24 protein-coding genes and 1 riboswitch are annotated in these 25,041 nt (G+C 71.3%); of the genes, 12 read left to right on the plus strand and 12 right to left on the minus strand.

Features of this window, described 5'->3' with window-relative positions; genetic code table 11:
• Nucleotides 1-94 precede the first annotated feature (94 nt).
• Nucleotides 95-652 carry a flavin reductase family protein gene (locus tag AC07AB_RS10270; RefSeq protein ID WP_478563109.1) on the minus strand — a complete coding sequence of 186 codons (558 nt, stop codon included), beginning with the start codon at nucleotides 650-652 and terminating at the stop codon, nucleotides 95-97.
• Between the two features lie 300 nt (nucleotides 653-952).
• Between AC07AB_RS10270 and cdgB the strand changes: the two genes are divergently transcribed.
• The gene (gene cdgB, locus AC07AB_RS10275) at nucleotides 953-2,638 is read left to right on the plus strand and encodes a diguanylate cyclase CdgB (RefSeq protein ID WP_478563112.1); all 1,686 of its coding nucleotides are present in this window, start codon (nucleotides 953-955) and stop codon (nucleotides 2,636-2,638) included.
• 196 nt (nucleotides 2,639-2,834) lie between these two features.
• Entirely contained in the window at nucleotides 2,835-3,848 is a 1,014-nt protein-coding gene (locus tag AC07AB_RS10280) for a carbohydrate-binding protein (RefSeq protein ID WP_478563115.1), read from the plus strand.
• An 83-nt stretch (nucleotides 3,849-3,931) separates the two neighbouring features.
• Here AC07AB_RS10280 and AC07AB_RS10285 read toward each other — a convergent pair whose 3' ends face one another.
• The 5 genes from AC07AB_RS10285 to AC07AB_RS10305 all read right to left on the minus strand — a co-directional run bounded on the left by AC07AB_RS10285 (nucleotide 3,932) and on the right by AC07AB_RS10305 (nucleotide 8,914).
• Nucleotides 3,932-4,216: a class II fructose-bisphosphate aldolase gene (locus AC07AB_RS10285; RefSeq protein WP_478563118.1), complete on the minus strand. Its 285-nt coding sequence runs from the start codon at nucleotides 4,214-4,216 to the stop codon at nucleotides 3,932-3,934.
• 124 nt (nucleotides 4,217-4,340) lie between these two features.
• Nucleotides 4,341-5,360 carry a 1-phosphofructokinase family hexose kinase gene (locus AC07AB_RS10290; RefSeq protein ID WP_478563585.1) on the minus strand — a complete coding sequence of 340 codons (1,020 nt, stop codon included), beginning with the start codon at nucleotides 5,358-5,360 and terminating at the stop codon, nucleotides 4,341-4,343.
• A gap of 180 nt (nucleotides 5,361-5,540) precedes the next feature.
• Nucleotides 5,541-6,731 (minus strand): N-acetylglucosamine-6-phosphate deacetylase, encoded by a 1,191-nt coding sequence (gene nagA / locus AC07AB_RS10295; protein WP_478563121.1) that lies wholly within the window; start codon nucleotides 6,729-6,731, stop codon nucleotides 5,541-5,543.
• Nucleotides 6,731-7,672, minus strand: coding sequence for an ROK family protein (locus AC07AB_RS10300; RefSeq protein WP_478563124.1), 942 nt, complete (start codon nucleotides 7,670-7,672; stop codon nucleotides 6,731-6,733). The genes nagA and AC07AB_RS10300 overlap by 1 nt, the downstream gene beginning before the upstream one ends.
• Nucleotides 7,673-7,981: 309 nt before the next feature.
• Nucleotides 7,982-8,914 (minus strand): SIS domain-containing protein, encoded by a 933-nt coding sequence (locus tag AC07AB_RS10305; protein WP_478563126.1) that lies wholly within the window; start codon nucleotides 8,912-8,914, stop codon nucleotides 7,982-7,984.
• A 364-nt stretch (nucleotides 8,915-9,278) separates the two neighbouring features.
• Between AC07AB_RS10305 and AC07AB_RS10310 the strand changes: the two genes are divergently transcribed.
• Together AC07AB_RS10310 and AC07AB_RS10315 are read left to right on the plus strand one after the other, a co-directional pair.
• A complete protein-coding gene (locus AC07AB_RS10310; RefSeq protein ID WP_478563129.1) occupies nucleotides 9,279-10,559 on the plus strand; it encodes an extracellular solute-binding protein in 1,281 nt (426 codons plus the stop codon).
• A gap of 85 nt (nucleotides 10,560-10,644) precedes the next feature.
• Nucleotides 10,645-10,893, plus strand: a complete 249-nt coding sequence (locus AC07AB_RS10315; RefSeq protein WP_478563588.1) for a DUF3263 domain-containing protein — start codon at nucleotides 10,645-10,647, stop codon at nucleotides 10,891-10,893.
• A 112-nt stretch (nucleotides 10,894-11,005) separates the two neighbouring features.
• On the opposite strand, the gene AC07AB_RS10320 is transcribed toward AC07AB_RS10315, so the two are convergent.
• Together AC07AB_RS10320 and AC07AB_RS10325 are read right to left on the minus strand one after the other, a co-directional pair.
• On the minus strand, nucleotides 11,006-12,136 hold the full coding sequence (locus AC07AB_RS10320; protein WP_478563132.1) for a methyltransferase domain-containing protein: 1,131 nt from the start codon (nucleotides 12,134-12,136) through the stop codon (nucleotides 11,006-11,008).
• Nucleotides 12,133-13,017, minus strand: coding sequence for a radical SAM/SPASM domain-containing protein (locus AC07AB_RS10325; protein WP_478563135.1), 885 nt, complete (start codon nucleotides 13,015-13,017; stop codon nucleotides 12,133-12,135). The genes AC07AB_RS10320 and AC07AB_RS10325 overlap by 4 nt, the downstream gene beginning before the upstream one ends.
• A gap of 214 nt (nucleotides 13,018-13,231) precedes the next feature.
• On the opposite strand from AC07AB_RS10325, the gene AC07AB_RS10330 reads away from it, so the two are divergent.
• The 3 genes from AC07AB_RS10330 to otsB all read left to right on the plus strand — a co-directional run bounded on the left by AC07AB_RS10330 (nucleotide 13,232) and on the right by otsB (nucleotide 14,860).
• The gene (locus AC07AB_RS10330) at nucleotides 13,232-13,441 is read left to right on the plus strand and encodes a helix-turn-helix domain-containing protein (RefSeq protein WP_478563138.1); all 210 of its coding nucleotides are present in this window, start codon (nucleotides 13,232-13,234) and stop codon (nucleotides 13,439-13,441) included.
• Nucleotides 13,438-13,617, plus strand: coding sequence for a DUF397 domain-containing protein (locus tag AC07AB_RS10335; protein WP_478563141.1), 180 nt, complete (start codon nucleotides 13,438-13,440; stop codon nucleotides 13,615-13,617). Before AC07AB_RS10330 ends, AC07AB_RS10335 begins: the two co-directional genes overlap by 4 nt.
• A gap of 397 nt (nucleotides 13,618-14,014) precedes the next feature.
• A complete protein-coding gene (gene otsB / locus AC07AB_RS10340) occupies nucleotides 14,015-14,860 on the plus strand; it encodes a trehalose-phosphatase (RefSeq protein WP_478563144.1) in 846 nt (281 codons plus the stop codon).
• Nucleotides 14,861-14,981: 121 nt separating this feature from the next.
• On the opposite strand, the gene AC07AB_RS10345 is transcribed toward otsB, so the two are convergent.
• The 3 genes from AC07AB_RS10345 to AC07AB_RS10355 form a co-directional block, all read right to left on the minus strand.
• Entirely contained in the window at nucleotides 14,982-15,947 is a 966-nt protein-coding gene (locus AC07AB_RS10345) for a cytochrome c oxidase assembly protein (protein WP_478563147.1), read from the minus strand.
• 204 nt (nucleotides 15,948-16,151) lie between these two features.
• On the minus strand, nucleotides 16,152-17,600 hold the full coding sequence (locus tag AC07AB_RS10350) for an alpha,alpha-trehalose-phosphate synthase (UDP-forming) (RefSeq protein ID WP_478563150.1): 1,449 nt from the start codon (nucleotides 17,598-17,600) through the stop codon (nucleotides 16,152-16,154).
• A gap of 219 nt (nucleotides 17,601-17,819) precedes the next feature.
• Complete coding sequence (locus tag AC07AB_RS10355) at nucleotides 17,820-18,773, minus strand: glucosyl-3-phosphoglycerate synthase (protein WP_478563153.1); 954 nt, start codon at nucleotides 18,771-18,773, stop codon at nucleotides 17,820-17,822.
• 148 nt (nucleotides 18,774-18,921) lie between these two features.
• A riboswitch (SAM riboswitch) is annotated at nucleotides 18,922-19,064 on the plus strand.
• A 17-nt stretch (nucleotides 19,065-19,081) separates the two neighbouring features.
• Here AC07AB_RS10355 and thrC point away from each other — a divergent pair.
• The 4 genes from thrC to groL all read left to right on the plus strand — a co-directional run bounded on the left by thrC (nucleotide 19,082) and on the right by groL (nucleotide 23,404).
• Nucleotides 19,082-20,374, plus strand: a complete 1,293-nt coding sequence (thrC, locus tag AC07AB_RS10360) for a threonine synthase (protein ID WP_478563156.1) — start codon at nucleotides 19,082-19,084, stop codon at nucleotides 20,372-20,374.
• 55 nt (nucleotides 20,375-20,429) lie between these two features.
• Nucleotides 20,430-20,708: a MoaD/ThiS family protein gene (locus AC07AB_RS10365; RefSeq protein ID WP_478563159.1), complete on the plus strand. Its 279-nt coding sequence runs from the start codon at nucleotides 20,430-20,432 to the stop codon at nucleotides 20,706-20,708.
• Nucleotides 20,709-21,233: 525 nt separating this feature from the next.
• Nucleotides 21,234-21,437 carry a cold-shock protein gene (locus tag AC07AB_RS10370; RefSeq protein ID WP_005315736.1) on the plus strand — a complete coding sequence of 68 codons (204 nt, stop codon included), beginning with the start codon at nucleotides 21,234-21,236 and terminating at the stop codon, nucleotides 21,435-21,437.
• Between the two features lie 341 nt (nucleotides 21,438-21,778).
• Nucleotides 21,779-23,404 (plus strand): chaperonin GroEL, encoded by a 1,626-nt coding sequence (groL, locus tag AC07AB_RS10375; protein WP_478563162.1) that lies wholly within the window; start codon nucleotides 21,779-21,781, stop codon nucleotides 23,402-23,404.
• A 155-nt stretch (nucleotides 23,405-23,559) separates the two neighbouring features.
• On the opposite strand, the gene lepB is transcribed toward groL, so the two are convergent.
• Nucleotides 23,560-24,438, minus strand: a complete 879-nt coding sequence (gene lepB, locus AC07AB_RS10380; RefSeq protein ID WP_478563165.1) for a signal peptidase I — start codon at nucleotides 24,436-24,438, stop codon at nucleotides 23,560-23,562.
• A 115-nt stretch (nucleotides 24,439-24,553) separates the two neighbouring features.
• On the opposite strand from lepB, the gene AC07AB_RS10385 reads away from it, so the two are divergent.
• Entirely contained in the window at nucleotides 24,554-24,988 is a 435-nt protein-coding gene (locus tag AC07AB_RS10385) for a VOC family protein (protein WP_478563168.1), read from the plus strand.
• The last annotated feature ends 53 nt before the right edge of the window (nucleotides 24,989-25,041 follow it).

Raw genomic sequence — 25,041 nt, forward strand, 5'->3', positions numbered from 1 at the left:
CGGAACCGAGCCCGGCCGAGCCCAGCGCGGCCAGGCCAAGTCAGTCCGGTTCAGTCAAGCCAAGCCAAGTCCAGCCACGTCAGGCCGGGTCACGTCAGTCCAACTTCCCGTACTTGCCCCGGAAGTACAGCAGCGGGCCGCCCTCCGCGCTCGGGTTGGCGGCCGTCAGTACGCGGCCGATCACCAGCGTGTGGTCCCCGGCGGTGACGCGCTGCTCGGTGCGGCACTCCAGTACGGACAGCGCCCCGCCCACCAGCGGCGCCCCGCTCTCCTTGCCGCGCTCGTAGGGGATGTCCTCGAAGAGCAGCCGGTCGCTGACGCGCCCCTTCATCGCGAACCGCCCCGCTATGTGCCGCTGGCTCTGCGAGAGCAGGGACACGGCCCACAGGGGGTGGCGCTCCAGGAGATCGTCCATCCGGGACTCGTTGCGAACGCTCACCATCACCAGCGGCGGGTCCAGGGACACGGACATGAACGCGGTCGCCGTCATGCCGACGTCCTCGCCGCGCGGACCGTCCTCGGGATCATGGGCGGTCACCAGGACCACGCCGGCGGCCAATCGCGCCAGCGCGGCCCGGAACTCGTCATTGCTCACCCCGTCAGCATGGGGGATGTCGGCGTCGGCGCGTAGGAAGGGAGTCGTCTGCAACACGTTCCGCACGCTAGCCGCCCCTCGCTCTGCGTCACATCGGGCTACGGGACCAGGCGGGTCCTAGGGCCGACGGCCGACCGGCCGCCCGGGTGGGGTGGCCTCGGATTTGCGTTTAGGAAGCATAGTGAGGCGGCCGGTCGCCACCCCCGCAAGCCGAACACTCGCTGTGACATGAGTCACAGCAGCCAGTAATTGTTGACCCTGTGTACCGAGTGGTCAGCTCGCTGTGATTCAGTGGCCGTGGTAATCGGACGACAAGAATTCTGGAGTTGCTGTCGAGGTCTCGGGGGAGTGCACGGTATGGAGACCGAGTCGGAGCCGTACGTCCGCCTTGCGACCCTGAGGCAACTGCATCGAGTCGTCGCGGATCTGAACACCGCGCGCAGCCTCGCGGACACGCTGCAGACCGTCGCGGAAGGCATCATCAAGGGCCTCGGGTACGAGCTGGCGGCCGTCAATGTGGTGCGGCCCGACGGTGACCTCGTGGTGGCCGCCGTGGCGGGCAGCGCCAGCGCCGAGGCCCTCATGGCGGGCCGGGTGGGCTCCCGGGCCTCCTGGGAGCGCCGGCTGGGCATGGGCGAGGGCTGGGGAGACCTGCGCTTCGTGCCCTACGCCGAGGGCTGGGTGCTCGATGACGACGACGTCCCGCAGTGGCACACCGGCGGACCCGACCCCCGCTTCCCCGACGAGTGGCACCCCATGGACCGGCTCTTCGCCCCGATGTACGCGGCGGACACGGCCGGCGGGGAACTGCTGGGGGTCATCTCGGTGGACAAGCCCCGTAACGGGCGCCGCCCCGGCGCCTGGGGGCGCGAAGCGCTACAGATGTACACCTTTCAGGCCGGGATTGCGATCAGTAACGCTCGGCTGCGTGCAAACATGCAACGTGCACTCGTCCGGCTGGAGCGCGAGGGCCAGGCGCTGCGGGCCAGCGAGGAGAGTTTCCGGCAGGCGTTCGAGTTCGCGCCCAGCGGCATGGCCATCGCGGAGCTCGGCGGCGACCAGCACGGCCGCCTCGTGCGCGCCAACGACGCCCTCTGCCGCCTCCTCGGCCGGCCCGCCTCCGCGATGCGCCGCTGCTCCTTCTCCGACCTCGTCCACCGCGAGGACATCGGCACCCTGCTGCGCACCGCCGCCGAGGGCGGCCGCGCCGAGCTGCGGCTGGCCCGCCGCGACGGCACGTACCTGTGGGTCTCGCTGCGCAACTCCGTGGTCGCCGACGCCGCCGACGGCCCCCGGTTCCTCCTCACCCACGTCGAGGACATCGAGGAGCGCAAACGCCACGAGCTGCAGCTCGCCCACCGCGCCAGCCACGACTCGCTCACCGGCCTGCCCAACAGCGCCGAGCTGCGCGCCCGCCTCGCCAGCCGGCTCTGCGCCCGGCCCCCCGGCAGCGACGGGCACGCGGCCGCAGCCCTGGCCGACGGGGTCCTCGCGGGCTTCGCCGAGGTGGAGGGCGCCGCGTACGGGCACGACTTCGGCGCCGACGCCTACGCCGCGGGCAGCGGCCTGGAGACGGTGCTCGCCGCCGGGTTCGACCACCATGTGCACACGGTGGCCCCCGACGAGGGCGGGGACGACGACGGCTGCAAGGGCCTGGCCGTCCTCTTCTGCGACCTCGACGGCTTCAAGTCCATCAACGACCGGTTCGGCCACCACACCGGCGACGCGGTCCTCATCGAGGTCGCCCACCGGCTGACCAACGGGGTGCGCGACGGCGACACGGTGGCCCGGCTCGGCGGCGATGAGTTCGTCGTCCTCGCGGACGGGCTCGGCCGCGCGGACGCCCAGGACCTGGCCGTACGGCTGCGCAACGCCATCGTTCCGCCCATCAGGGTGGACGGCCGGGCGGTCCGCGTCGGCGCCAGCTTCGGCATCGGATGGGCGGGCTGCGGGATGTCCGCGGAGGAGGTTCTGCACTCCGCCGACCAGCGGATGTACGTGGAGAAGCGTTCTCGCGCCAAGGCCGGCCGGCGGGCCGGGTGAGGCGCGCGGCACCGCGCCGGCTACTCCGTACGGGGTAGGCTGCGCCGGGGCGGCGCCTGCCGCCGACCGCGAATCGATCAAGAATTCCGGCCATCCGGATCGCGTAAGCCCGCTTCAGGCCGCCCCGGCCCGGACAGAGCGGCCCGGGCGCGTACGTGATGGGCCGGTGGGTACAGCACGTAGGGAGTGACAGGGGATGACGGCCGGTAACAACGGCGCGGACGACAAGCCGGAGAACGACGACCCGTTCGCCTATCTGTACCGCTCGGAGGGCGGCGAGGCCGCCGATGGCGGGACCGCGCAGCAGCCCGGCGTCCCCCGTACGTCGTACAACCAGGTCCGCCCCGTCGGCTCCCGGCAGTACGGGCAGCAGCAGGGCGGCACGTACGGCCAGGGCGTGCCGAACCAGCAGGGTTACGGACAGCAGCAGGGCCACGGCCAGCAGGGTTACGGACAGCAGGGTTACGGGCAACAGCAACAGGGCTACGGCCAGCAGCAGCCCAACGCCGCGTACGCCGCCCCCGAGACATTCCCCGGTGGCGCGCCCCGGCACCCCGGCGGCCCCGGCCAGGACGGCGGTCAGGGCGGCGGCCGCCCCAACCGGCGCGGCCTGCTCATCGGCGCCATCGCGGTGGTCGTGGTGGTCATCGCCGGCATCAGCATCGCCATGATCAACAACAGTCAGGGCGAGAAGAAGGACGACTCCGCGTCCGACTCGACGCCCTCCGACGCCCCCAGCGACAAGCCCAGCAATTCGCCCACCCCCTCCAAGGAGCCCGGCAAGCTGCCCAAGGAGGACGCGGGGAGCCTGCGCGTCGACGGCGGCGCCACCACGTCCAAGGACGTGAAGGGGGCGCGCTCCGCCGACGGCACGTACGTGGGGGGCCTGGACAAGCCCGGCGCGGGCGTCACCTGGGACTTCGACATCGAGAAGGCCGGCGACTACACCCTTTTCGTGAACTACGGGGTGCCGGGCAAGGACGCCGACTCCACGCTCACGATCAACGGCGAGGTCCGCGGCCAGCCGCTGAACATGGGGAACTTCACCCCCGCCAAGGAAGGCGAGTGGGACAAGGGCTGGACGCGCACGTTCGCCTGGACCGACCTGAAAAAGGGCAAGAACTCCATAAAGATCTCGTGCGAGCAGGGCAACAAGTGCGGGTTCAACATCGACCAGGTCTGGTTGAAGGCCGGTCACGTCAAGGGGTAGGCCGCCGGAGCCGGGCGGCGTGGAACCGGGTGGCTTGGAGCCGGGCGGCTTGGTGGAGCCGGGCGGAGCCCAGCCCCGGCGCGTCACCCGGCGGCCGTGACGACCTGCAGGAAGCGCGCCGCCGTCTCCGCCATCGCCGCCCGCGCGGCGGCCAGGTACGTACGCGGGTCGACGGTCTCGGGACGGGCCCGCAGGAAGTCCCGTACGGCGCCGGTGAACGCGGCGTTGAGGGCCGTATCGACGTCGATCTTCACCATGCCGGACGCGACGGCCCGCCGGAGCTCCTCGTCCGGCACCCCGGACGACCCGTGCAGGACGAGCGGCACGGGCACCGCCGCCCGGCCGATGGCGGCTGTGCGGCGGATCATTCCCCGCCGGGCCCCGTGGGGAACCGCCCTTGAGCGCCGGTCAGGGCCTGTGTCGTGTCCTCCCGGGCCGGATCAGCGCGCGTGCCGGGCGCCGCGTGCTCGGCCAGGGGTATGGCGCGGGCTCTCAGACGGGTACGCCGGTGGCGCGGGCCACCTCGACCCGGGGGAGGAGGTCCTCGTACGTCGGGCGGTCGAACTCGCCCGCCACGGGGGCCCGTACGGTCGCGGCCGACAGCGCCACCGCGCGCGCCAGCCGGTCCGGCCAGGGGAGGTTCTCGCTCCAGGCGGAGAGGAGGCCCGCGACGGCCGAGTCGCCCGCGCCCGTCGGATTGCCCGCGACCTGCTGCGGAGGGGCGGCGCGCCAGGTGCCGTCGGGAGTGACGGCGAGCAGGCCCTCCGGGCCGAGGGAGGCGACGACGGCTTGGGCGCCGCGGCGGCGGGCGTCCCCGGCGGCGCGCAGCGGCTCGGCGGAGCCGGTGAGTTCGGCGAGTTCGGCGGCGTTGGGTTTGATCAGGTCGGGGCGGGCGGCGATGCCGCGGCGCAGGGCTTCGCCGCTGGTGTCGAGGAGCACGGGGACGCCCGCCGCGCGCGCCTCCCGCACGAGGTCCGCGTACGAGCCGACGGGCACCCCCGGGGGGAGGCTCCCGCACAGGGCGACGGCGGAGGCGTCGCGCAGGAGCGTCGCGTACGTGTCGGTGAAGGCGGCCCACTCGGCGGATGTGACGGTGGGGCCGGCCTCGTTCAGCTGGGTGGTGTCGCCGGTCGAGGCGTCCACGACGCCGACGGTGCGGCGGGTGGTCCCGGCTATGGGGACGAGGGCGTCCGTGAGGGTGCCTGGGACGGCCGCCGGCCCGGCTGCCGGGCTGTCCGGCCGGGTTGCGGGGCCGGGGCCCGTACGGCCGCCGGCGCCGGCCGCCTCCGTGTGGTCGCGGAGACCGGCGCGCAGCGCCTCGCCCGTGATGCCGCCCACGAACCCCGTGACGACCGTGTCGTGGCCCAGGGCGGCCAGTACGCGCGCGACGTTGAGGCCCTTGCCACCGGGGCGCTCGATGACGTCGGTGACGCGATGGGAGGCGTGCGGGCGTAGCCGGGGCACCCCGTAGGTGATGTCGAGGGCGGCGTTGAGCGTGACGGTGAGGATCACATGGACCACCCTTGGGGAACGTGTGTGGTGTGCCATCGTGATCATGCCAAACAGACGGCGGTCGGCCCAGACGCAGGGGCCGACCGCCGTCGTTCGCAGCGATGTCGCGGGCGCTTCCGCGGTGGCTCCGCGGCGGTGCCGCAGCCGCGAGGAGGCCACCCGCTCGGGTGGTTTGGGGGATCAACCCCCGCTAACAGTGGCGGGCTTGACGATCCATTCGCCGTGCCGCATGACGCCCACCATGTCGTACGCGGCGTCGAGCACGACCAGGTCCGCGTCCTTGCCGGGTTCCAGCGAACCGACGCGGTCGGCCACGCCCAGCAACCGCGCGGGGTTGGCCGACAGGGCCCGAACGACGTCCTCGACCGGCAGCTTGTCGACGGTCAGCGCCCGCTTGAAGGCCGTGTCGAGGGTGAGGGTCGATCCCGCGATGGCACCGGCCGTGGGGCCGTCGGCGATGCGCGCGACGCTGTCCTTGACGTCGACCCGCATGGGGCCGAGATGGTACTGGCCGTCCGACATGCCGGCCGCGCCCATCGCGTCCGTGATGAACGCTACGCGCGCCGCGCCCGCGCGCGCGAACGCCAATTCCAGGATCGAGGGGTGCAGATGGGTGCCGTCGTTGATCAGCTCGACGGTGATCCGCTCGTCCTCCAGGAGGGCCGGGATGGGGCCGGGCGCGCGGTGCAGGAGCGAGGGCATCGCGTTGAAGAGGTGGGTGGCCACGGTCGCGCCCGCCTCGATGGCCTCCTGCGTGGCGTCGTAGTCGGAGTCGGTGTGGCCGACGGCCGCGATGACACCCGCCTCGGCGAGCAGCCGCACGGAGTCGAGACCGCCGGGCAGTTCGGGGGCCAGCGTCATCATCTTCGCCGCGCCGCGCGCCGCTTCGACGAGCTTGCGGACGTCCGCGGGGTCCGGGTCGCGCAGCAGCTCCGGCTGGTGCGCGCCGCAGCGGTGCGAGGAGATGAACGGGCCCTCGAAGTGGATGCCCGCCAGGTCGCCCTGCTCCGTCAGCTCGGACAGGACGGCCGCCTGCCGGGCGAGGTCGTCGAGGTCGCCGGTGACGGTGGAGGCGACGGTCGTGGTGGTGCCGTGCGCGCGGTGCGTACGGATCGTCGTGAGCGCCTCTTCGGCGGTGCCGCCGGAGAACGAGGCCCCGCCGCCGCCGTGCACGTGCATGTCGACGAAGCCGGGAACGATCCAGTGCCCGGCGAGGTCCAGCGCCGCCTCCGCGCCCCGCCGGCTCCCCTCGCCTTCCTGAGCCGTGCCGGCGTCGATGACGCGCCGGCCCTCGACCGTGACGCGGCCGTTCTCGACGACGCCGGTCGGCAGCACCACTCGGGCGCCCGAGAGAACCGTTCGTTCGACCATCAGGCCGTAACCTCCGTGGATTTCGTGGCGAGCAGATCCCAGGCGAGCAGCCCCGCGCCGAGGCAGCCGGCGGTGTCCCCGAGGGCCGCCGGGACGATGCGGGGGACCTTGTGGAACGTGGCACGGCCGGCGACGGCCGCGCGCAGCGGTGTGAACAAGGTTTCCCCCGCTTCGGCGAGCCCGCCACCGATGATGAGCGTGCGGGGGTCGAGCAGGGTGAGGCCGATGAGGAGGCCGTCGGCGAGGGCGCCGATCGCCTCGTGCCAGACGCCCTGGGCGCGCGGGTCGTCGGAGTCGACGGCCTTCGCACAGTCCGCGGCGTCGGCCTCCGGGTCGCCGCTGGCGGCGGCCCAGGCGCGGCTGACGGCGGAGGCGGAGGCCATGGTCTCCAAGCAGCCGCGCTGTCCGCAGCTGCACTCCGGGCCGCCGGGGCGCACCACGATGTGCCCGATCTCGCCGGCGTACCCGTGGGCGCCCGCCTCGATCCGGCCGTCGATGCCGATGGCGCCCGCGATGCCGGTGCCGAGCGGGATGAACAGGAACCGGTCCGCGCCGTTGCCCGCGCCGATCCGGCCCTCGGCGAGACCGCCGGTCCGTACGTCGTGGCCGAGGGCGACCGGCAGCCCGTCCAGCCGCTCGCTGAGCAGCTGCCGCATGGGGATGTCGCGCCAGCCGAGGTTGGCGGCGTACACGGCGACGCCGTTCACGTCGTCCACGATGCCGGGGACGGCCACTCCGGCGGCTTCCGCCGGTTCGCCGAACAGCGTGCGGCCCTTGTCGCGGAGTTCGGCGGCGAAGTCGAGTATCTCGCCGACGATGGCCTGTGGCCCGCGCTCGCGGCCGGTGGGTCGTCTGGCCTCGTACAGAAGCGCGTTGTCCGCCCCGATGAGGGCGGCTTTCATCCCGGTGCCGCCCACATCGAGCGCGATGACGTGTCTCACGGGGACAGTCTCGCGCGTTATACCGCGAAAGGTCTAGTCCACTTCGGGGCGTGGCGTCGCGTACGGGAGCTGAACGGACCGTTTCGGACGGCGGAACGTGCGCCGGGCGCGCCCCGCCGGTGCCCGGCGCACGGCGCGCGGTTCGTCGGCGTGGCGGATCTCACGGCCGGGTGGGGGTGGGGTGGGGCGCCCCGCAGGTCGGGCCCCGGCGCGAGGCCCCGGCTCGTACGGGCGTCAGGCCGGCAAGGCTCGTACGGGCGCCACCCGGCCCCTGCCCGTACGTACGCCCGGCCCCTGCCCGTACGCGCGTCACCCCGGCAAGATGACGCTCCGCGTCAAGTTGCGCGGCCGGTCCGGGTCGTAGCCCTTCGACTCCGCGACGGCCACGGCCAGCCGCTGGACGCGGATCAGATCCGCCATCGGGTCCAGCGAGCCCACCGCGCAGGAGTCCGCGAGCAGCGTCCCCCCGACGCGGTCGACGTCACCGGCCAGCCCCGGCGGCAACTCGCCGAAGGCCCACGCGACCCGCCCCGGCCCGGTGATGGCGATCGGGCCGTGCCGGTACTCCATCGCCGGGTACGACTCCGTCCACGCGCCCGCCGCCTCGCGCATCTTCAGACCGGCCTCCTGGGCCAGCCCGTATGTCCAGCCCCGCCCCAGGAACGTCCACTGCTCCGCGCCGAGCGCGGCCTCCGGCAGCGGCTGGGTGACCGCCAGCTCGGCGTCCACGGCCGCCTCCGCCACCGTCTTCACCCCGGCGGGCAGCTCGCCGTGCGCCTCCAGACCGGCCCGCAGAAAGGCCAGGGCCGTCGTCGCGAAGCGCGTCTGCACGACGGACTCCTCGTCGGCGAAGCCGAGCACCGCCACTGCGTCGGCCGCGTCCATCACGGGCGTCGTCGGGTCGGCGGTCAGCGCCAGCGTGGCCGTGGCGCGGCCGTTCACGTCCCGGAGCAGGTCCAGCACCTCCGTCGTCGTCCCGGACCGGGTGATCGCCACGATCCGGTCGTACGCGCGGCCGACGGGGAACTCCGACGCGGCGAAGGCGTCCGTCTCGCCCTGCCCGGCGGCCTCGCGCAGGGCCGCGTACGACTGGGCCATGAACCACGACGTACCGCAGCCGGTCACCGCCACCCGCTCGCCGGGCAGCGGCAGTCCGGTCGCCGCGCCCGCGGCCTCGGCGGCGCGCCGCCAGCAGCTGGGCTGGGTGGCTGTCTCGGCTGCGGTACGGGAGGACGACTCCATGCGCTGCTGCTCCTCGCGAGGCGACGGGGTGGCGGGCGTTACGGGGGTGGCGGGGGTGATGGCAGTGACGGGCTGACGGGGTGACAGGGTGAGGCGGAAGACGAGATCGGCGGTGTGTGCGCGTACCGCGCCGGTTCCGTGGATAGCAGCCCTGAGCTGCGTGAGGGAAGGGCGATACCGAAGCGAGATCAGGTGTGGAGTAGACCTTAGACTGGCGCGCGGGGCAGACTCGCAGCCGTGGCCGGCCTGAGAAGCCAGGTGGTTTTCGCGGCGAGGAGCCCGGGTTGCGCAGGTTTTCCCGGGGACATATGCGATCAGTACCGGTCCATCAATACCGATCAATCCGCAAGGTGGGGAAGCAGCTGTGCAGCGGCGGCGGTTTTTGAGTCTGACGGCGGCCGGGGCCGCGACGACGGCAATGGCGTCCACGCTGGCAGCGTGCGGCAGTGAAAGTTCTGGTTCGGGCAACGTGACGCTGAAGCTGGTCGCGGCCGACTACGGCGACAAACCCGCCAACAGCTCGAAGAAGTACTGGGACAAGGTGGCCCGCGCCTTCGAGGCGAAGAACTCGGACATCAAGATCGATGTGACCGTGCTGGCCTGGACCGAGGTCGACAAGCAGCTCGCCCACATGGTGAAGGACGGTCAGGCCCCGGATATCGCGCAGATCGGCGCGTACGCCGAGTACGCCTCGGCCGGCAAGCTCTACAGCGCGGACCAGCTGCTGTCGATCCCCACGCAGTCCGACTTCATATCGACGATATCCGCGGCGGGCGACCTGAACCGGGTCCAGTACGGGCTGCCGTTCGTCTCCAGCACCCGGCTGCTCTTCTACAACGAGGACCTCTTCTCGAAGGCCGGCATCACCAAGGCCCCCGAGAGCTGGGACGACATCCAGTCCGCCGGGCACAAGCTCAAGGCCGCGGGCGTGAAGATCCCCTTCGGGCTGCCGTTCGGCCCCGAGGAGCCGCAGGCCGAGACCATGATGTGGATGCTCAGCGGGGGCGGCGGCTACACCGACCGCACCGGCGCGTACACGATCGACTCGCCCGAGAACGTCAAGGCGTTCGAGTGGCTGCGCGACGAACTCGTCGGCAAGGGGCTGGCCGGGCCCGGCGACCCCAGCCGCACCAACCGGCAGCAGGTCTTCGACGCGTTCACCCGCGGCGACGTCGGCATGCTCAACGGCCACCCCACGCTCATGCAGCAGGCCGCCGCGCAGGACATCAAGTACCGGATGGCGCCGCTGCCCGGCGCCGAGGGCAAGGCCGAGGCGACGATGGGCGTCGCGGACTGGATGATGGGCTTCAAGACGCACGGCCGCCGCGAACAGATCGGCCGCTTCCTCGACTTCGTCTACCACAAGGACAACGTCCTGTCGTTCACCGGCCAGTACGACCTGCTGCCGGTGACCACGTCCGCGTCCGAGGCGATGCACGGCGACGAGGCGAAGAAGAAGCTGTGGCCGTTCCTCGACCAGCTCCAGTCCGCCGAGTTCTACCCGGCGGACAAGACCTCGTGGGCGCGGGTCACCAAGGTGCTGAAGGAGAAGATCGGCTCGACGGTGAAGAAGGGCGGCGACCCGGCGTCGCTGCTCGGGGAGCTCCAGCGCGAGGCCGAGGCCACGGACAACGCGGACGGCTAGGGTGGGTGAGGTGAGCCCGCACGAGGAGCCCGAGGCGTTTTCCGAGGAGCCGGGGGAGGCGGGGGAGCCGGAGGAGGCCCTTCCGGTGCCTCCGGAGCTATCAGCGCCTCCGGAGCTTCCGGATCGCGACCTGGCCGTTCTCGCCGTGGAACGACGCTCCTGGGCCGGCCCCGGTGCCAAGGAGCGCGCGATCCGGGAACAGCTCGGCATCACGCCGACCCGCTATTACCAGCTCCTGAACGCCCTGCTCGACGACGAGCGCGCGCTCGCCCACGACCCGGTCACCGTCAACCGCCTGCGCCGCGTCAGAGAGGCCCGCCGCGTCCGCCGCTAGGCCGGCCGCGGCGCGTGTCCGGTACGTACCGTACGGGCGACCCGCACGCCGAATCCGGCCGCCGGCGCCTGGCGGCCACGGCCGGGCCCGCCGGATCCATCTTCAGCGGCCGCTATCCGATGGTGGCTGCCCACCCGCCGCGTGACAGGTGGCAGACGCCATCAGGATCGATGCGGACGCGGCAGCCGTACAGGCCCACGCCGCCTTCCATGTTGAGCATGTGCCGGATGCGCTCCAACTCGCTCCATAGGCGGCGGGGGCCGCTCTGGTGCACGGTGGGCGGGTCGGTCCAATGCCCCTCGGCGCGGGCCCATGAGCCGTCTTCGTGGAACAGCCACGCTGTCCGGTCCTGGGCACGCGTCTCGAAGTGGCATTCGATGCCCGGTACGGCCAGGGTGAGGCGCGTCTTGACCTCCCATGCCTGTTCGACGTCGAGCACCGGATACCTCCCGGTGGTGACCTCTTCCCCTTCCTGGTCTCTTGCGTGCGGGAACCGGTCCATGAGGCGGGGCGGGTAGTCGTGCCCGTGCCTGACTCCCATGAATCCCGCCCAGTCACGTTCGACCCTGCCGACGGCGCCCCCGTCCGAGGTCTTGCCCGCGCCGATGATCAGGGAGGTTCCGGCGATGGTGGTGACCAGCCGGCCGCCGGGGCGGAGGGCGGTCAGCCACGATGCCGGGATGCGGGGGACAGACACCATGGACACGATGCGGTCATAGGCGCCCGGCAAAGTGCCGGTAGCGTCCACGGTGACCACTCGGGGCCGGTGGCCGGTCTGGTCGAGCCGTGCGCGGGCCGCCTCGGTCAGGTAGGGGTCCACGTCCACGCTCGTCACGCGCTCGTCGCCGAACCGGTGCGCGAGAAGCGCCGCCGAGTATCCGGACCCGGTTCCGACGTCCAGCACGTCCATCCCCTCTTGGGGGCGGGTGTGCCGGAACATCTGAACGACCAGGCCAGGCAGGGTCGATGACGATGACGGCCACCAGTCGGGACGGTCATGGGGCCCGGCGTGGTCGGCGTGGAGCGCCCCGAGGCGGGTCACCAGCGTGCGGTCGCTGTAGGCCGCGCGCATCCATGCCTCCGGAGTGGACGGGCCGTGGTGCGGTGTCGGGCCGTGGGAGGGGTTCTCCCACCAGTTCGGCACGAACAGGTGGCGCGGGATGCCGCATACGGCGTCGTGCCAGCGGGACTCCGGATGCGTCACTTCGTCGGCCAGCTCGGCGGCTCGGTCGGCCCAGGTCACCGTGTGGCCTTCGGTGGGTGGTTGGGGTATTTGGGCAGGCACGCGGGGGTGCTCGCGGGGTCGCAGTCGGACCCGTCCGGCTGACATGCGGTCGCGCCTCGCTGAGGAATGCCGGCCGACAGCTCTGCCCATGCTTCGCCGGCGAGCAGATTGGCGAGCGGTGTTTCCCGCACGTTTCCCGCAGGGAAGTCCCGCGAGAGCACACAGCCTACGAGGTTCCCGTTCGGGAGGACCGCAGCGCGCCCCCGCGTACACCGGCCACACATTTCGGTCAGGGCCGGTGGCGTGTCGGGCAACGCGGCACGGCCCACGGCGCGTACACGGTCGGTGCTGATGCGGGTTACGCCCATGGATTCCAGTTCGGCGCGAGCTTCGGCAATACGCTGCCCGTCGAGCACGTCAACGATGCCTGCCCGGATGGTCACCCCCCTGCTGACTGCCTCCCGGATATTGCGGCGGGTGGCTGAGTAGCTCCCTTCGCGGCCGGTGACGGCGTCGTGTTCGGCGGGGTCGTTGCTGTAGTAGCTCGTCCCGAGCGACACTCCGTCGCGCTGGAACACGGCCCACCACGTGGGCTTGACGTGAAAGAGATTGCTGTAGATCTCCACCTTGCGCCCCAACGACAAGGACAGGTCTACGAGTTCGACCCAATGCGGGTAGAGCGTCGGTTCGCCGCCGATGAGCTGGATCAGGGGGATTTCCAGCGCGGCGGCGTCGATGATCAGTGTGCGCCAGTCCGCGGGCAGCATGCTGCCGTGCGTCCCCTGGGGACTGGACTCGGCCAGACAGTGCGTGCACTGGAGCTGACACCCGCCCGTGATTTCCAGCTCGATGGACGTGAGCAGGCCGAGGGGGGCCGGGCGCTCCGCGGTTAGCGTCATGGTGCATCACTCCTGAGATCGAGGGGCGTTGATCAGGCGTGCTGTTCGTGCAGGTGCTCTTGGGGGTGACCCGCCCCGGCCGGCTCCGCTTCACGGGAATGGGCCCCTTCCCTGAGTGCGTACTCTCGCCTGGCCTTCAAGAATGGGCGTCTGTGCGTACGCTCAACAGTGAGTGGGCTATGCCGAATGGCCTGGCATAAGGAAGTGATCTTGTATGACCGCAGAGACGGAAGATCTCGATCCCACCGCATCGCTGCTGGCTTTCTTCGGCTCGGAGGTGACACGACTCCGGCGCTCGACGTCGCAGACGGAGTTGGCCTCAGACGCGAACACAACGCAGCCTGTTATCAGCAGGGTCGAGCGCGGTCGCCGCCGGGTCCCGTCCCTGGCCTTGGCGAAAGACTTGGATCTCGCGCTCCCGTGACGTGGCGGGCATCCACTTACAGCAGCACCAACGGCGGCGATTGCGTCGAGGTGGGGGAAGGGATACCGGGCATCGTCCCCATCCGTGACAGCAAGGACCCCCACGGGCCGATGCTCATGGTCTCGCCGGCCGCATGGGCCGCGTTCATCGGTTTCGCCGCCGAACACGACGCTTGAGCACCCCGCCCCACAGGCGACAACACAGAAGAGCCCCGCACCCGCCGCCCCAGAAGGCGTGGCGAGTGCGGGGCTCTTCGGTGATATCAGTGTTGAGCATGGCGATGGGGCGTACGGCCGCCTTGTCGCCGAACAGTGCGATCCGCAGTAGAAAACGATCAGGGTCCGATGTGCGGAATTCTCGCCGAATTCCCCCGAGGTCCGGCACCTCAATTCCGCCATTGGTAAGGGAAATTACGCAGATGGCGGCCTCGGCCCCCCCGAACCGGACCGCGTAAATGTCTCCGGTTTCCTGGACGCTGCCGTTCGGCGTGCGTGAGGGTGGCGGTTGCCATGTCGGGCCCTTTGTGAGCTGTGGGAACGGCCCGTGCCGGGCCCGCTCCGGTATCGTCGCCGTATGGGCAGCAACCCTCTTCCCGTTCCCGTGACCCCCGCCGGGCGCGACGGTCTCGCCGCGCTTCTCGACGCGCCCGAACGGGCCGTCGCCGCCCTCGACTTCGACGGCACCCTCGCCGACATCGTGCCGGACCCGGAGCGGGCCCGCGCCCACCCCGGCACCGTGCCCGCCCTCGCCCGGCTGGCCCCCCGGCTGCGCTCCGCGGCCGTGATCACCGGTCGCCCGGCCGGCGTGGCCGTCCGTTTCGGCGGCTTCGCGGGCGTACCGGGGCTGGAGCGGCTGACCGTGCTCGGCCACTACGGCGCTGAGCGCTGGGACGCCGCCACCGGGACCGTACGGGCCCCCGCGCCGCACCCCGGCGTCGCCGCTGTGGAGGCCGAACTCCCCGGCGTCCTCGACGCCTCCGGCGCCTGGCAGGGCACCTGGATCGAGCGCAAGGGCCGCGCCGTCGCCGTCCACACCCGCCGCGCCGCCGACCCGCAGGCCGCCTTCGACCTGCTGCGCGAACCGCTGCGCGAGCTCGCCGAACGGCACGGTCTGATCGTGGAGCCGGGCCGCCTCGTCCTGGAGCTGCGCCCGCCGGGCATGGACAAGGGCGTCGCGCTCGCCGAATACGTACGGGAGTCCGGCGCGAGCACGGTCCTGTACGCGGGCGACGACCTCGGCGACCTCGCCGCCTTCGCGGCTGTCGAGAAGCTCCGGGCCGAGGGGCTGCGCGGCGTCCTGGTGTGCAGCGGCAGCGCCGAGGTCACCGAGCTGACGGAGCGCGCCGACCTGGTGGCCGACGGGCCCAGCGGCGTCGTGGAACTGCTGGAGGCCATCGCGGACCGCCTCCCGGCCGCGTGAAAGCGCCCGTGCGCCTGCTGGTCGTGTGAAGCGCCCGCGCCTCCCAGCCGTGTGAAGCGCCCGGGCCTCCCGGCCGTGTGAAGCGCCCGCGTGCCTCCCAGCCGTGTGAACCCGCCCGCGGCTACGCGCCGCCCCCGCCGCGGTAGCGCTCGCCCACGATGCCCTGGTCCGTCTCCCACCACGGGCGGGTGAGCTGGGGTTCGGGCACAGCGGTGGGAGCGGCCGAGGCGGGGGCCGGTGCGGGGCGGTGTTCCAGTTCCCGGTCCAGGCGCGCGTCCAGTTCCGCCGTCTTCAGCCGCTCGGCCCGTACCCACTCCACGAACACCGCGATGATGAACGGCAGCCCGACCAGCTCCGCGATCGTCATCATCGCCCCGCCGCCGATGAACTGGTCCCGCTCCAGGCTCGGGCCCCACGGCCGGTCCTGGGCCGCGTACCAGCCGCCCGCGACCAGCGTGCCGCTGGTCATCACGACCAGGCCGGGCAGCGCGTCCACGATCCCGTCCACGAAGATGAACGCCGCCCGGATCGGGTGGCCGCACCAGGACGGCAGCAGGTCCTGGCGGGTGAGCATCGGCAGGACGAACAGCGTCCCGACCACCAGCAGTTGCAGATACATCAGCTCGTGCAGGGCGTCGTGGCGCAGCGCCGTCTCGAAGTACGGCGTGAAATAGATCAGCATCTCGGAGGCGAACACCAGCGCCGTGCTGACCATCGGGAACGTCAGCACCCGCAGCACCCGTCCGCTGATCGCCCCCTGGAGCCGGCGCGCCGCGCGGCCCTCCTGCGGCAGCGCCCGCGCCGCCAGTGACAGCGGGTCGCCCAGCGCGATGCCGAGCGGGCCGATCAGGTCGAGGACGATGTTCTGCACGGCGGCGGGCCAGAACAGCACGTGGTCGTAGACGGCCAGCCCCGACATGGTCGCCACCACGATCGCGCCGAGCCCGATGACGAAGAACGACACGCCGCGCCCCACCGACCACCGCTCGCCGCGGCGCACCACCCGCACCACGCCCCACGCGTAGAGCCCGCCGAGGACGAGGACCAGCGCGAGCGCGTACGGGTCGAGTTGCCAGCTGGCGAACATGCGCCCGATCGTCGGCTCGGGCAGCCCTCCGGCGGAGGAGGCGGCGGTGGTAAACCCAGAAACCCCAGAAGCCGCAGCAGCCCCAGAAGACCCAAAGAACGCAGAAGCCCCGAAAATCGCAGTCGCTGTCACGCCGAACCACGGTAGACCCGGCTGTATACGATCCTGCGCCCGGCCCCCTTCCCGCCCGATTCCGGCGGGTGACTAGCCGTCCAGCGCCCGCAGCTGAGCCATGAACCACTGCGCGGGCGGCAGCGCCGTCGCCGCCGCGGCCAGCCGCTTCGTGCGCTCGGCCCGTTCGTCGCGGGCCATCACCAGCCCCTCGTGCAGCGCGCGGGCCGTGGCCTCGACGTCGTACGGATTGACGGTGATCGCGTCCTGGCCCAGCTCCTCGTACGCCCCGGCCTCCCGCGACAGCACCAGCGCGCACCCCTCGTCGGAGACGACCGGGACCTCCTTCGCCACGAGGTTCATGCCGTCCCGGATGGGGTTGACGAGGGCGACGTCCGCGAGCCGGTACGCGGCGAGGGAGCGCGCGAAGTCGTCCTTGACGTGCAGCGCGACCGGCTGCCAGCCCTCGCGTCCGAAGGCCGCGTTGATCTCCTCGGCGACGGTCTCGACCCGCGCCGTGTAGTCGCGGTACACGGCCAGGTCCTGCCGGGAGGGATAGGCGAAGGCGATGTGCACGACCTCGCCGTGCCACTCGGGGCGCCGCTCCAGCAGCAGCCGGTAGGCGAGCAGGCCGCGCACGATGTTCTTGGACAGCTCGGTGCGGTCGACGCGGACGATGGTCTTGCGGCCCGGGCCGACCTGCTCGCGCAGGGCCGCCATCCGCTCCTCGACATCGGCCTCGTGCGAGCGCCTGCGCAGGAAGTCGGCGTCGGCCCCGAGCCCGTGCACGCCGATGCGCGTCGTACGGCCCTCGAAGGTGACGGCGCTCCCGTCGTCGGCGGCGCTCGCGCCGAGCACGTCCCGGCAGCAGGCGATGAACGCGTCCGCCCACCGCCGGGTGAGGAACGCCGCGCGGTCCGCGCCCAGCACTCCGCGCAGCACCTGGGCCGCCACGTCGTCCGGCAGCAGCCGGTAGTAGTCCGGCGCGGCCCACGGCGTGTGCGAGAAGTGGCCGATCCGCAGGTCGGGGCGGCGCTCGCGGAGCATGCCGGGGACCAGCGTGAGGTGGTAGTCCTGCACCAGCACGGCGGCGCCCGGCGCGGCCTCGGCGGCCAGCGCGTCCGCGAAGGCCGCGTTGTACGTCTCGTACGCGCCCCACTGCTCCCGGAAGCCCGCGTCGAATACGGGCTCCAGCGGGGTCTCGTACAGCAGGTGGTGGACGAACCACAGCACGGAATTGGCGATGCCGTTGTACGCGGCGGCGAACACGTCGGGCGCGATGTCCAGCATCCGGACGCGCTGTCCGCCGGTGTCGTCGGCCGGCAGATGGCCGCCCTCGGAGCGCCGTACGGCCTCCCGGTCGCCGTCCCCGAGCGCCGCGCACACCCAGACGGCGTCGGTGTCCGGCCCGATCGCCGACAGCCCGGAGACCAGCCCGCCCCCGCCCCGCTTGGCGGCGAGCGACCCGTCGTCGTCCCGCGAGAAGGAGACCGGGCCGCGATTGGACGCGACGAGGACCTGGGCGCCGTGCTGGGAGGCCATAGGGCGAGCCTAGCCACTGGCTTGAGCGCTCAAACGCGGGCGTGGCATCCGGGCCGGCGACAGGGGCAGCGGCGGGGGCAGCGCTCGCGGTCGCCGCGGGGTGCCGCCAAGGTGCCGCTGGGGCTCCGCCCCGGACCCCGGTCCTCAATCGCCGGACGGGCTGAAGTGCCCTCGGGCTGTTGCCGGAATGGCTGCGGGCCGCCCCCGGCCCGCCCGTCCCTACGCCGCCCGCCGCGCCACATACTCCGGTATCTCGCCCATCGGCGGCCGCTCCTCCGTGTCCACCGCGTGCGTACGCGCCACGAACCCGTCCTCACCCCGGTCGAACTGCGTCAGCGCCGGACGCACCAAATGCCCGCGCGCCAGGCGCAGTTGAGCGGTCCGGTAAATGGCCGCGGCCATCCGCCCCAGCGCCTGCCCGTCCTGGTGGCGGTGTTTGCGCACCCCCACGTCGACCTGGGCGAGCGCGTCCAGGCCCACGGTGTGCAGGGCGTCGACGAGGAGGCCCAGCTCCACGCCGTAGCCGACGGGGAACGGCAGCCGTTCCAGCAGCGAGCGGCGCGCCGCGTACTCGCCGCCGAGCGGCTGCACGAAGCCCGCCAGCCGCGGCCAGTGCAGGTTGAGCAGCGGGCGGGCCACCAGCTCCGTGACCCGGCCGCCCTGGCCCGCAGCGTCGCCGAGCGGACGGTCGTACATCGCCTTGACGAAGTGCACGTCCGGGTCGGTCAGCAGCGGGCCGACGATGCCCGAGACGAAGTCCGCGGAGAACTCCCGGAGGTCGGCGTCGACGAAGCAGACGATCTCGCCGCTGGTCGCCAGCAGCGACCGCCACAGCACCTCGCCCTTGCCCGGCAGGGCGGGCAGCCGCGGCAGCACCGCGTCCCGGTGCACGACCCGGGCGCCGGCCGCCGCCGCGACGGCGGCCGTACGGTCCGTGGAACCGGAGTCCAGCACCACCAGCTCGTCCACCAGCGGCACGGGTCCGTCCATCAGCTCCCGGCGGATGGCGGCGACGATCGCGCCGACCGTCGCCTCCTCGTCGAGGGCGGGCAGCACCACGCTCACCGTGCCGCGCGAACCGGCGGCACGCTTCGCGGCGAGGAGCTGGTCGAGCGGGCGGTCGGCGGCGGACCAAGAGCGCTGCTTCAGCCAGTGCTCGACCTCTTCCAGCACGTCGAAAGTCTCCTTTGTGATCCATCTCGCGGTTCGGACGACTATCTCAACCGTCCATGGCTTCGGTTACAGTCTTGAACAACGCGGACGCCCGTCGCATGTCGGGGTCGCGCGTCGACAAACGCCTGGGCCCCGCCCAGTGCCATACCGCTCATCCAGAGGGGCAGAGGGAACGGCCCGTTGAAGCCCCGGCAACCCTCCCGCCGGTCTCGCCGAAATATTCGCGAGGCTCCCGGTGGGGAAGGTGCCAATTCCGTCTCGCGGCGAGATTCGTCGCGGGGAAGATGAGGAGAAAGGGCCTCGCCTCCATGGCTGTGCAAGCCGCAGAGAACACCGCTTCCACCACCCCCGTAGACCTCGGTCCCGCCGTGGCACTCTCCTGCCGCGAGTGCGGCGAACGGTTCGCCCTCGGCCCGATCTTCGCGTGCGAGGTCTGTTTCGGCCCGCTCGAAGTCGCGTACGAGCTGCCGGCCGGCGACCCGGAGGAACTGCGCCGGCGGATCGAGGCCGGCCCCGACAACATCTGGCGGTACGCCCCGCTGCTGCCGGTCCCGGCCGACGTGGCCGGGAAGCCGAACCTGAACCCCGGCTTCACCAAGCTCGTCAAGGCCGACCACCTCGCCCGCGAGCTGGGCGTCACCGGCGGCCTGTACGTCAAGGACGACTCCGGCAACCCGACGCACTCCTTCAAGGACCGCGTCGTCGCCATCGCCGTCGAGGCCGCCCGCGCCTTCGGCTTCACCACGCTCTCCTGCTCCTCGACCGGCAACCTCGCGGGCGCGGTCGGCGCCGCGGCGGCCCGCTCCGGCTTCAAGTCCTGCGTGTTCATCCCGCACGACCTGGAACAGGGCAAGGTCGTCATGGCCGCGGTCTACGGCGGCGACCTCGTCGGCATCGAGGGCAACTACGACGACGTCAACCGGTTCTGCTCCGAGCTCATCGGCGACCCGGCGGGCGAGGGCTGGGGCTTCGTCAACGTCAATCTGCGCCCGTACTACGGCGAGGGCTCCAAGACGCTCGCGTACGAGATCTGCGAGCAGCTCGGCTGGCGCATCCCGGACCAGCTCGTCATCCCGGTCGCGTCCGGCTCCCAGCTCACGAAGATCGACAAGGGGCTCAAGGAGCTGATCCGGCTCGGGCTGGTCGAGGACCGCCCGTACAAGATCTTCGGCGCCCAGGCCGAGGGGTGCTCGCCGGTCTCCACGGCCTTCAAGGCGGGCCACGACGTCGTACGGCCGCAGAAGCCGGACACCATCGCCAAGTCGCTCGCCATCGGCAACCCGGCGGACGGCCCGTACGTGCTCGACATCGCCCGGCGCACGGGCGGCGCGGTCGAGGACGTCAACGACGCGCAGGTGGTGGACGCGATCAAGTTGCTGGCCCGTACGGAGGGCGTCTTCGCGGAGACCGCGGGCGGCGTGACGGTCGGCGTCACCAAGAAGCTGATCGAGGGCGGGCTGCTCGACCCGGCCCTGACCACGGTCGTCCTGAACACCGGCGACGGCCTCAAGACGCTGGACGCGGTGGCGCCGACCACCGGGCCCACGGCGACGATCCGCCCCAGCCTGGACGCGTTCCGCGCCGCCGGCCTGGCCGGCTGACCCGGCTGCCCCGACACATCCCAGCCCACCCCGTCCACCCCCGAAGGGAACCGTCATGAGCATCAATGTCCGAATTCCTACCATTCTCCGTACGTACACGGGCGGCCAGGCCGAGGTGCCGGCCGAGGGCGCGACCGTCGCCGAGGTCATCGCCTCCCTGGAGACGAACCACCCGGGCATCGCCGCGCGCGTGCTGGACGACTCCGGCAAGCTGCGCCGCTTCGTGAACGTGTACGTCAACGACGACGACGTGCGCTTCGAGGGGGGCCTCCAGGCGGCGACGCCCGACGGCGCGGGCATCTCGATCATCCCGGCGGTCGCGGGCGGCTGCTGAGGTTCCTCGGCGCTCCCCGCCGTTCCTCCCCGCCGCACCTCCCCACCCCGCCACGTCGCCCCGCCGCGTCGCCCCTCCCGAAACGTCCCCGAAGCGTCCCTGAATCGCCCTCGGAGCAATCCCGAATCGATCTCGGATCGCCCGCGAATCGCCCCGGCCAGAAATGGACGGGGCGATTCCGTCTGTTGAATGGCGATACAGTTGAAGACGATCCCCCTCCGGCGTCGGTGCCGAACGCACATGAGAACCCGTCAAGTTGCGTGCAAAGACTGTGTGCGAATTGCCGGGTAAGTTGCGCTATGCCCGGCCCGACTTGCCCCGGATTGCTGGGAATTCTCCGCATAGCGCCGGTCGGCCACCGTCGGAATTCTCGTCCGATTGACCTGTTGCAGACGGCATCCGTGCAGATACATTCAGCCGCGGTCGACGCGTTCCGGCGCACACCCCCACCTGTCAGGGGGTGAGGTCTGACCCGGGTCCGCGAAGTGCGGTCCTGCGCAAGGGCCAGTAATAGGGGAGTTAGGCATGGCTCAGGGCACCGTCAAATGGTTCAACGCGGAGAAGGGGTACGGCTTCATCGCGGTCGACGGTGGTGCGGATGTATTCGTCCACTACAGCGCGATTCAGATGGACGGCTACCGCACCCTCGAGGAGGGTCAGCGAGTGGAGTTTGAGATCTCGCAGGGCCAGAAGGGGCCGCAGGCGGACATGGTCAAGCTCGCCGTCTGATCTCGGCGCGATCGACCACCGGCTCACTCACATGTGGGGCCCGTACCTTCCGGGGTGCGGGCCCCTCGTGCGTCCCGGGGTTCCGGTCGTGTCCCGACCGCCTCCGGGTCTGCGAAGCCGCTTGCACTCTCGGGGGTCGAGTGCTAATCATTGGGCTTAGCACTCTCCCAGTGAGAGTGACAGAAATGGACCGGGTCGGTGAGGCCCGTACGCCGGGTGGGGCAAGGAACCACAAGGCGACAGGTCGTCCGTCGCGGGCGCCACGCGGTCCGGAGCAATCCGCCCCCGAGCTCCTTACAGGGAGCAGGGGGACCCCCTTCTGTCCGGGAGGACCACTTCACATGGCCAAGATCATCGCGTTCGACGAGGAGGCACGGCGCGGCCTCGAGCGCGGCATGAACCAGCTCGCCGACGCCGTCAAGGTGACCCTGGGCCCCAAGGGTCGCAACGTCGTCCTAGAGAAGAAGTGGGGCGCCCCCACGATCACCAACGATGGTGTTTCCATCGCCAAGGAGATCGAGCTTGAGGACCCGTACGAGAAGATCGGCGCCGAGCTGGTCAAGGAGGTCGCGAAGAAGACGGACGACGTCGCCGGTGACGGCACGACGACCGCGACCGTCCTGGCGCAGGCGCTGGTCCGCGAGGGCCTGCGCAACGTAGCCGCCGGCGCCAACCCGATGGCCCTCAAGCGTGGCATCGAGAAGGCCGTCGAGGCCGTCTCCGCCGCCCTGCTGGAGCAGGCCAAGGACGTGGAGACCAAGGAGCAGATCGCTTCGACCGCCTCCATCTCCGCCGCCGACACCCAGATCGGCGAGCTCATCGCCGAGGCGATGGACAAGGTCGGCAAGGAAGGCGTCATCACGGTCGAGGAGTCGCAGACCTTCGGCCTGGAGCTTGAGCTCACCGAAGGCATGCGCTTCGACAAGGGCTACATCTCCGCGTACTTCGCCACCGACATGGAGCGTATGGAGGCGTCGCTCGACGACCCGTACATCCTGATCGTCAACTCCAAGATCGGCAACGTGAAGGACCTCCTTCCGCTGCTGGAGAAGGTCATGCAGTCGGGCAAGCCGCTGCTGATCATCGCGGAGGACGTCGAGGGCGAGGCGCTGTCCACGCTCGTCGTCAACAAGATCCGTGGCACCTTCAAGTCCGTCGCCGTCAAGGCCCCGGGCTTCGGTGACCGCCGCAAGGCCATGCTCGGCGACATCGCCATCCTCACCGGTGGCACCGTCATCTCCGAGGAGGTCGGCCTCAAGCTGGAGAGCGCCGGTCTCGACCTGCTCGGCCGCGCCCGCAAGGTCGTCATCACCAAGGACGAGACGACCATCGTCGACGGCTCCGGTGAGAGCGACCAGGTCCAGGGTCGCGTCAACCAGATCCGCGCCGAGATCGAGAACTCGGACAGCGACTACGACCGCGAGAAGCTGCAGGAGCGCCTGGCGAAGCTCGCCGGCGGTGTTGCGGTCATCAAGGCCGGTGCCGCGACCGAGGTCGAGCTCAAGGAGCGCAAGCACCGCATCGAGGACGCCGTTCGCAACGCGAAGGCGGCCGTCGAAGAGGGCATCGTCGCCGGTGGTGGCGTGGCTCTGCTCCAGACCGTGTCGGTCTTCGAGAAGCTCGACCTCGAAGGCGACGAGGCCACTGGTGCCGCCGCTGTGAAGCTGGCCCTTGAGGCCCCGCTGAAGCAGATCTCGATCAACGCCGGCCTTGAGGGCGGCGTCGTCGTGGAGAAGGTGCGCAACCTGACTCCGGGTCACGGCCTCAACGCCGCGACCGGCGAGTACATCGACCTCATCGCCGCGGGCATCATCGACCCGGCCAAGGTCACGCGCTCCGCGCTGCAGAACGCCGCCTCCATCGCGGCGCTCTTCCTCACCACCGAGGCCGTCATCGCCGACAAGCCGGAGAAGGCCTCTGCGGCCGGCGCTCCGGGCGGCATGCCGGGCGGTGACATGGACTTCTGATCCTCCTGAGGATCAGTCGGCCATAGCTGTACGGACCGAGGGCGGCACTCCCGTGTGGGGGTGCCGCCCTCGGGCGTTGGTGCCTTGGTGCCTTGCGACCTTGTGGCCTTGTGGCCTTGTGGCCTTGCGAGGGGACGCGGGGCGGGCCTCTCCCGTCAGGAGGCCGGGCGCGCGGATCGGCGGGAGAGCAGGCGCCGGCGCACCAGCACCAGGGGGACCGCCCCGACGAAGGCCACCGCGGTGGGGGCCGCGGCCGCGGCCTTGTCGATGCCCTTCTGGTCGAAGGTGCCGGGGACGGAGAGGGTGTCCCAGCGGTCGACCGGCCAGGCGATGACGATGGCGCGGCCCACCACGTCCTTCACGGGGACGAACCCCTCGCCGGCCTCGTTCTGGTGGTAGCGGGAGTCCCGCGAGTTCTGCCGGTGGTCGCCCATCACCCACAGCCGGTCCTTGGGCACCGTGACCCTGAACTGGCTCTCCGGGTCCGTGCTGCACGGGGTGTCGCCGGAGAAGACGTAGGGCTCCTTCAACGGCTTGCCGTTGACCTTCAGCGGGCCGGTGCCCTGGCACTCGACGGTGTCGCCGGCGACGCCCACGACCCGCTTGATCAGGTCCTTCTCGTCGGCGGACGGCATCAGCCCGATGAAGCCCAGCGCCTTCTGCACCAGGTTGGGCTCGGGCGTCGGCTCGTCCTTCATCCAGCGCCCCGGGTCGCGGAAGACGACGACCTCGCCGCGCTCGGGTTTCGAGCCGAACCACGGGGTCAGCTTGTCGACCAGGACCCGGTCACCCGGTTGCAGGGTGTTCTGCATGGACCCCGAGGGGATCGAGAACGCCTGCACCAGGAAAGTCTTGATCAGCAGCGCCAGCACCAGCGCGACCACGACGAGCAGGGGGAGTTCCTTCCAGAACGACCGTTGCGCCTTCGCGGGCTTTCCGGCCCTCCGCCACCTCCCGCCCTTCTCCGCCGCTTTCCCGGACCCCTGTTCCGGGCCGTCCTGTTCCGACCGCGTGCCCGCCGCCATAGCTCCCATGTCCACTCCTCGCATTGACCACCGCCCGCTGCTGCTCATGTCACGCGAGACCCTGATCCGCGCGGTGATCACATTCGGGGTCCCAGTGAACAGCACGCGTGGCTAAGGTGATCCGATGGCATCGATCAAGCAGGTCCAAGTCACCTTCGACTGCGCGTCACCACAGCGCGTCGCTCGTTTCTGGTGTGAGGTGCTGGGGTATGTCGTACCGCCGCCGCCGGAGGGGTTCGCCACGTGGGACGACTTCGACCGCTCGCTGCCGCCTGAGCGTCGGGATTCCGGGTTCGCCTGCATGGATCCCTCGGGTGTGGGCCCGCGCCTGTACTTCCAGCGCGTTCCCGAAAGCAAGGTCGTCAAGAATCGGGTCCACCTTGACGTGCGGGCCGGCACCGGGCTCGTGGGGGACGAGCGCGTCGCCGCGCTTGAGGCGGAGTGCGCACGGCTGATCCCGTTCGGCGCGACCCGCGTGCGGCTGCTGCTCGCCGACGAGGAGAACGAGTCGTGCCTGGTGATGCAGGACGTCGAGGGCAACGAGTTCTGCCTCGACTGAGGGACCGCGAACGGGGTCCTCGTCCCGCCCCATGGGTCGACCCGGGGCGTCCC

Source organism: Streptomyces sp. NPDC044033, from assembly GCF_056434425.1.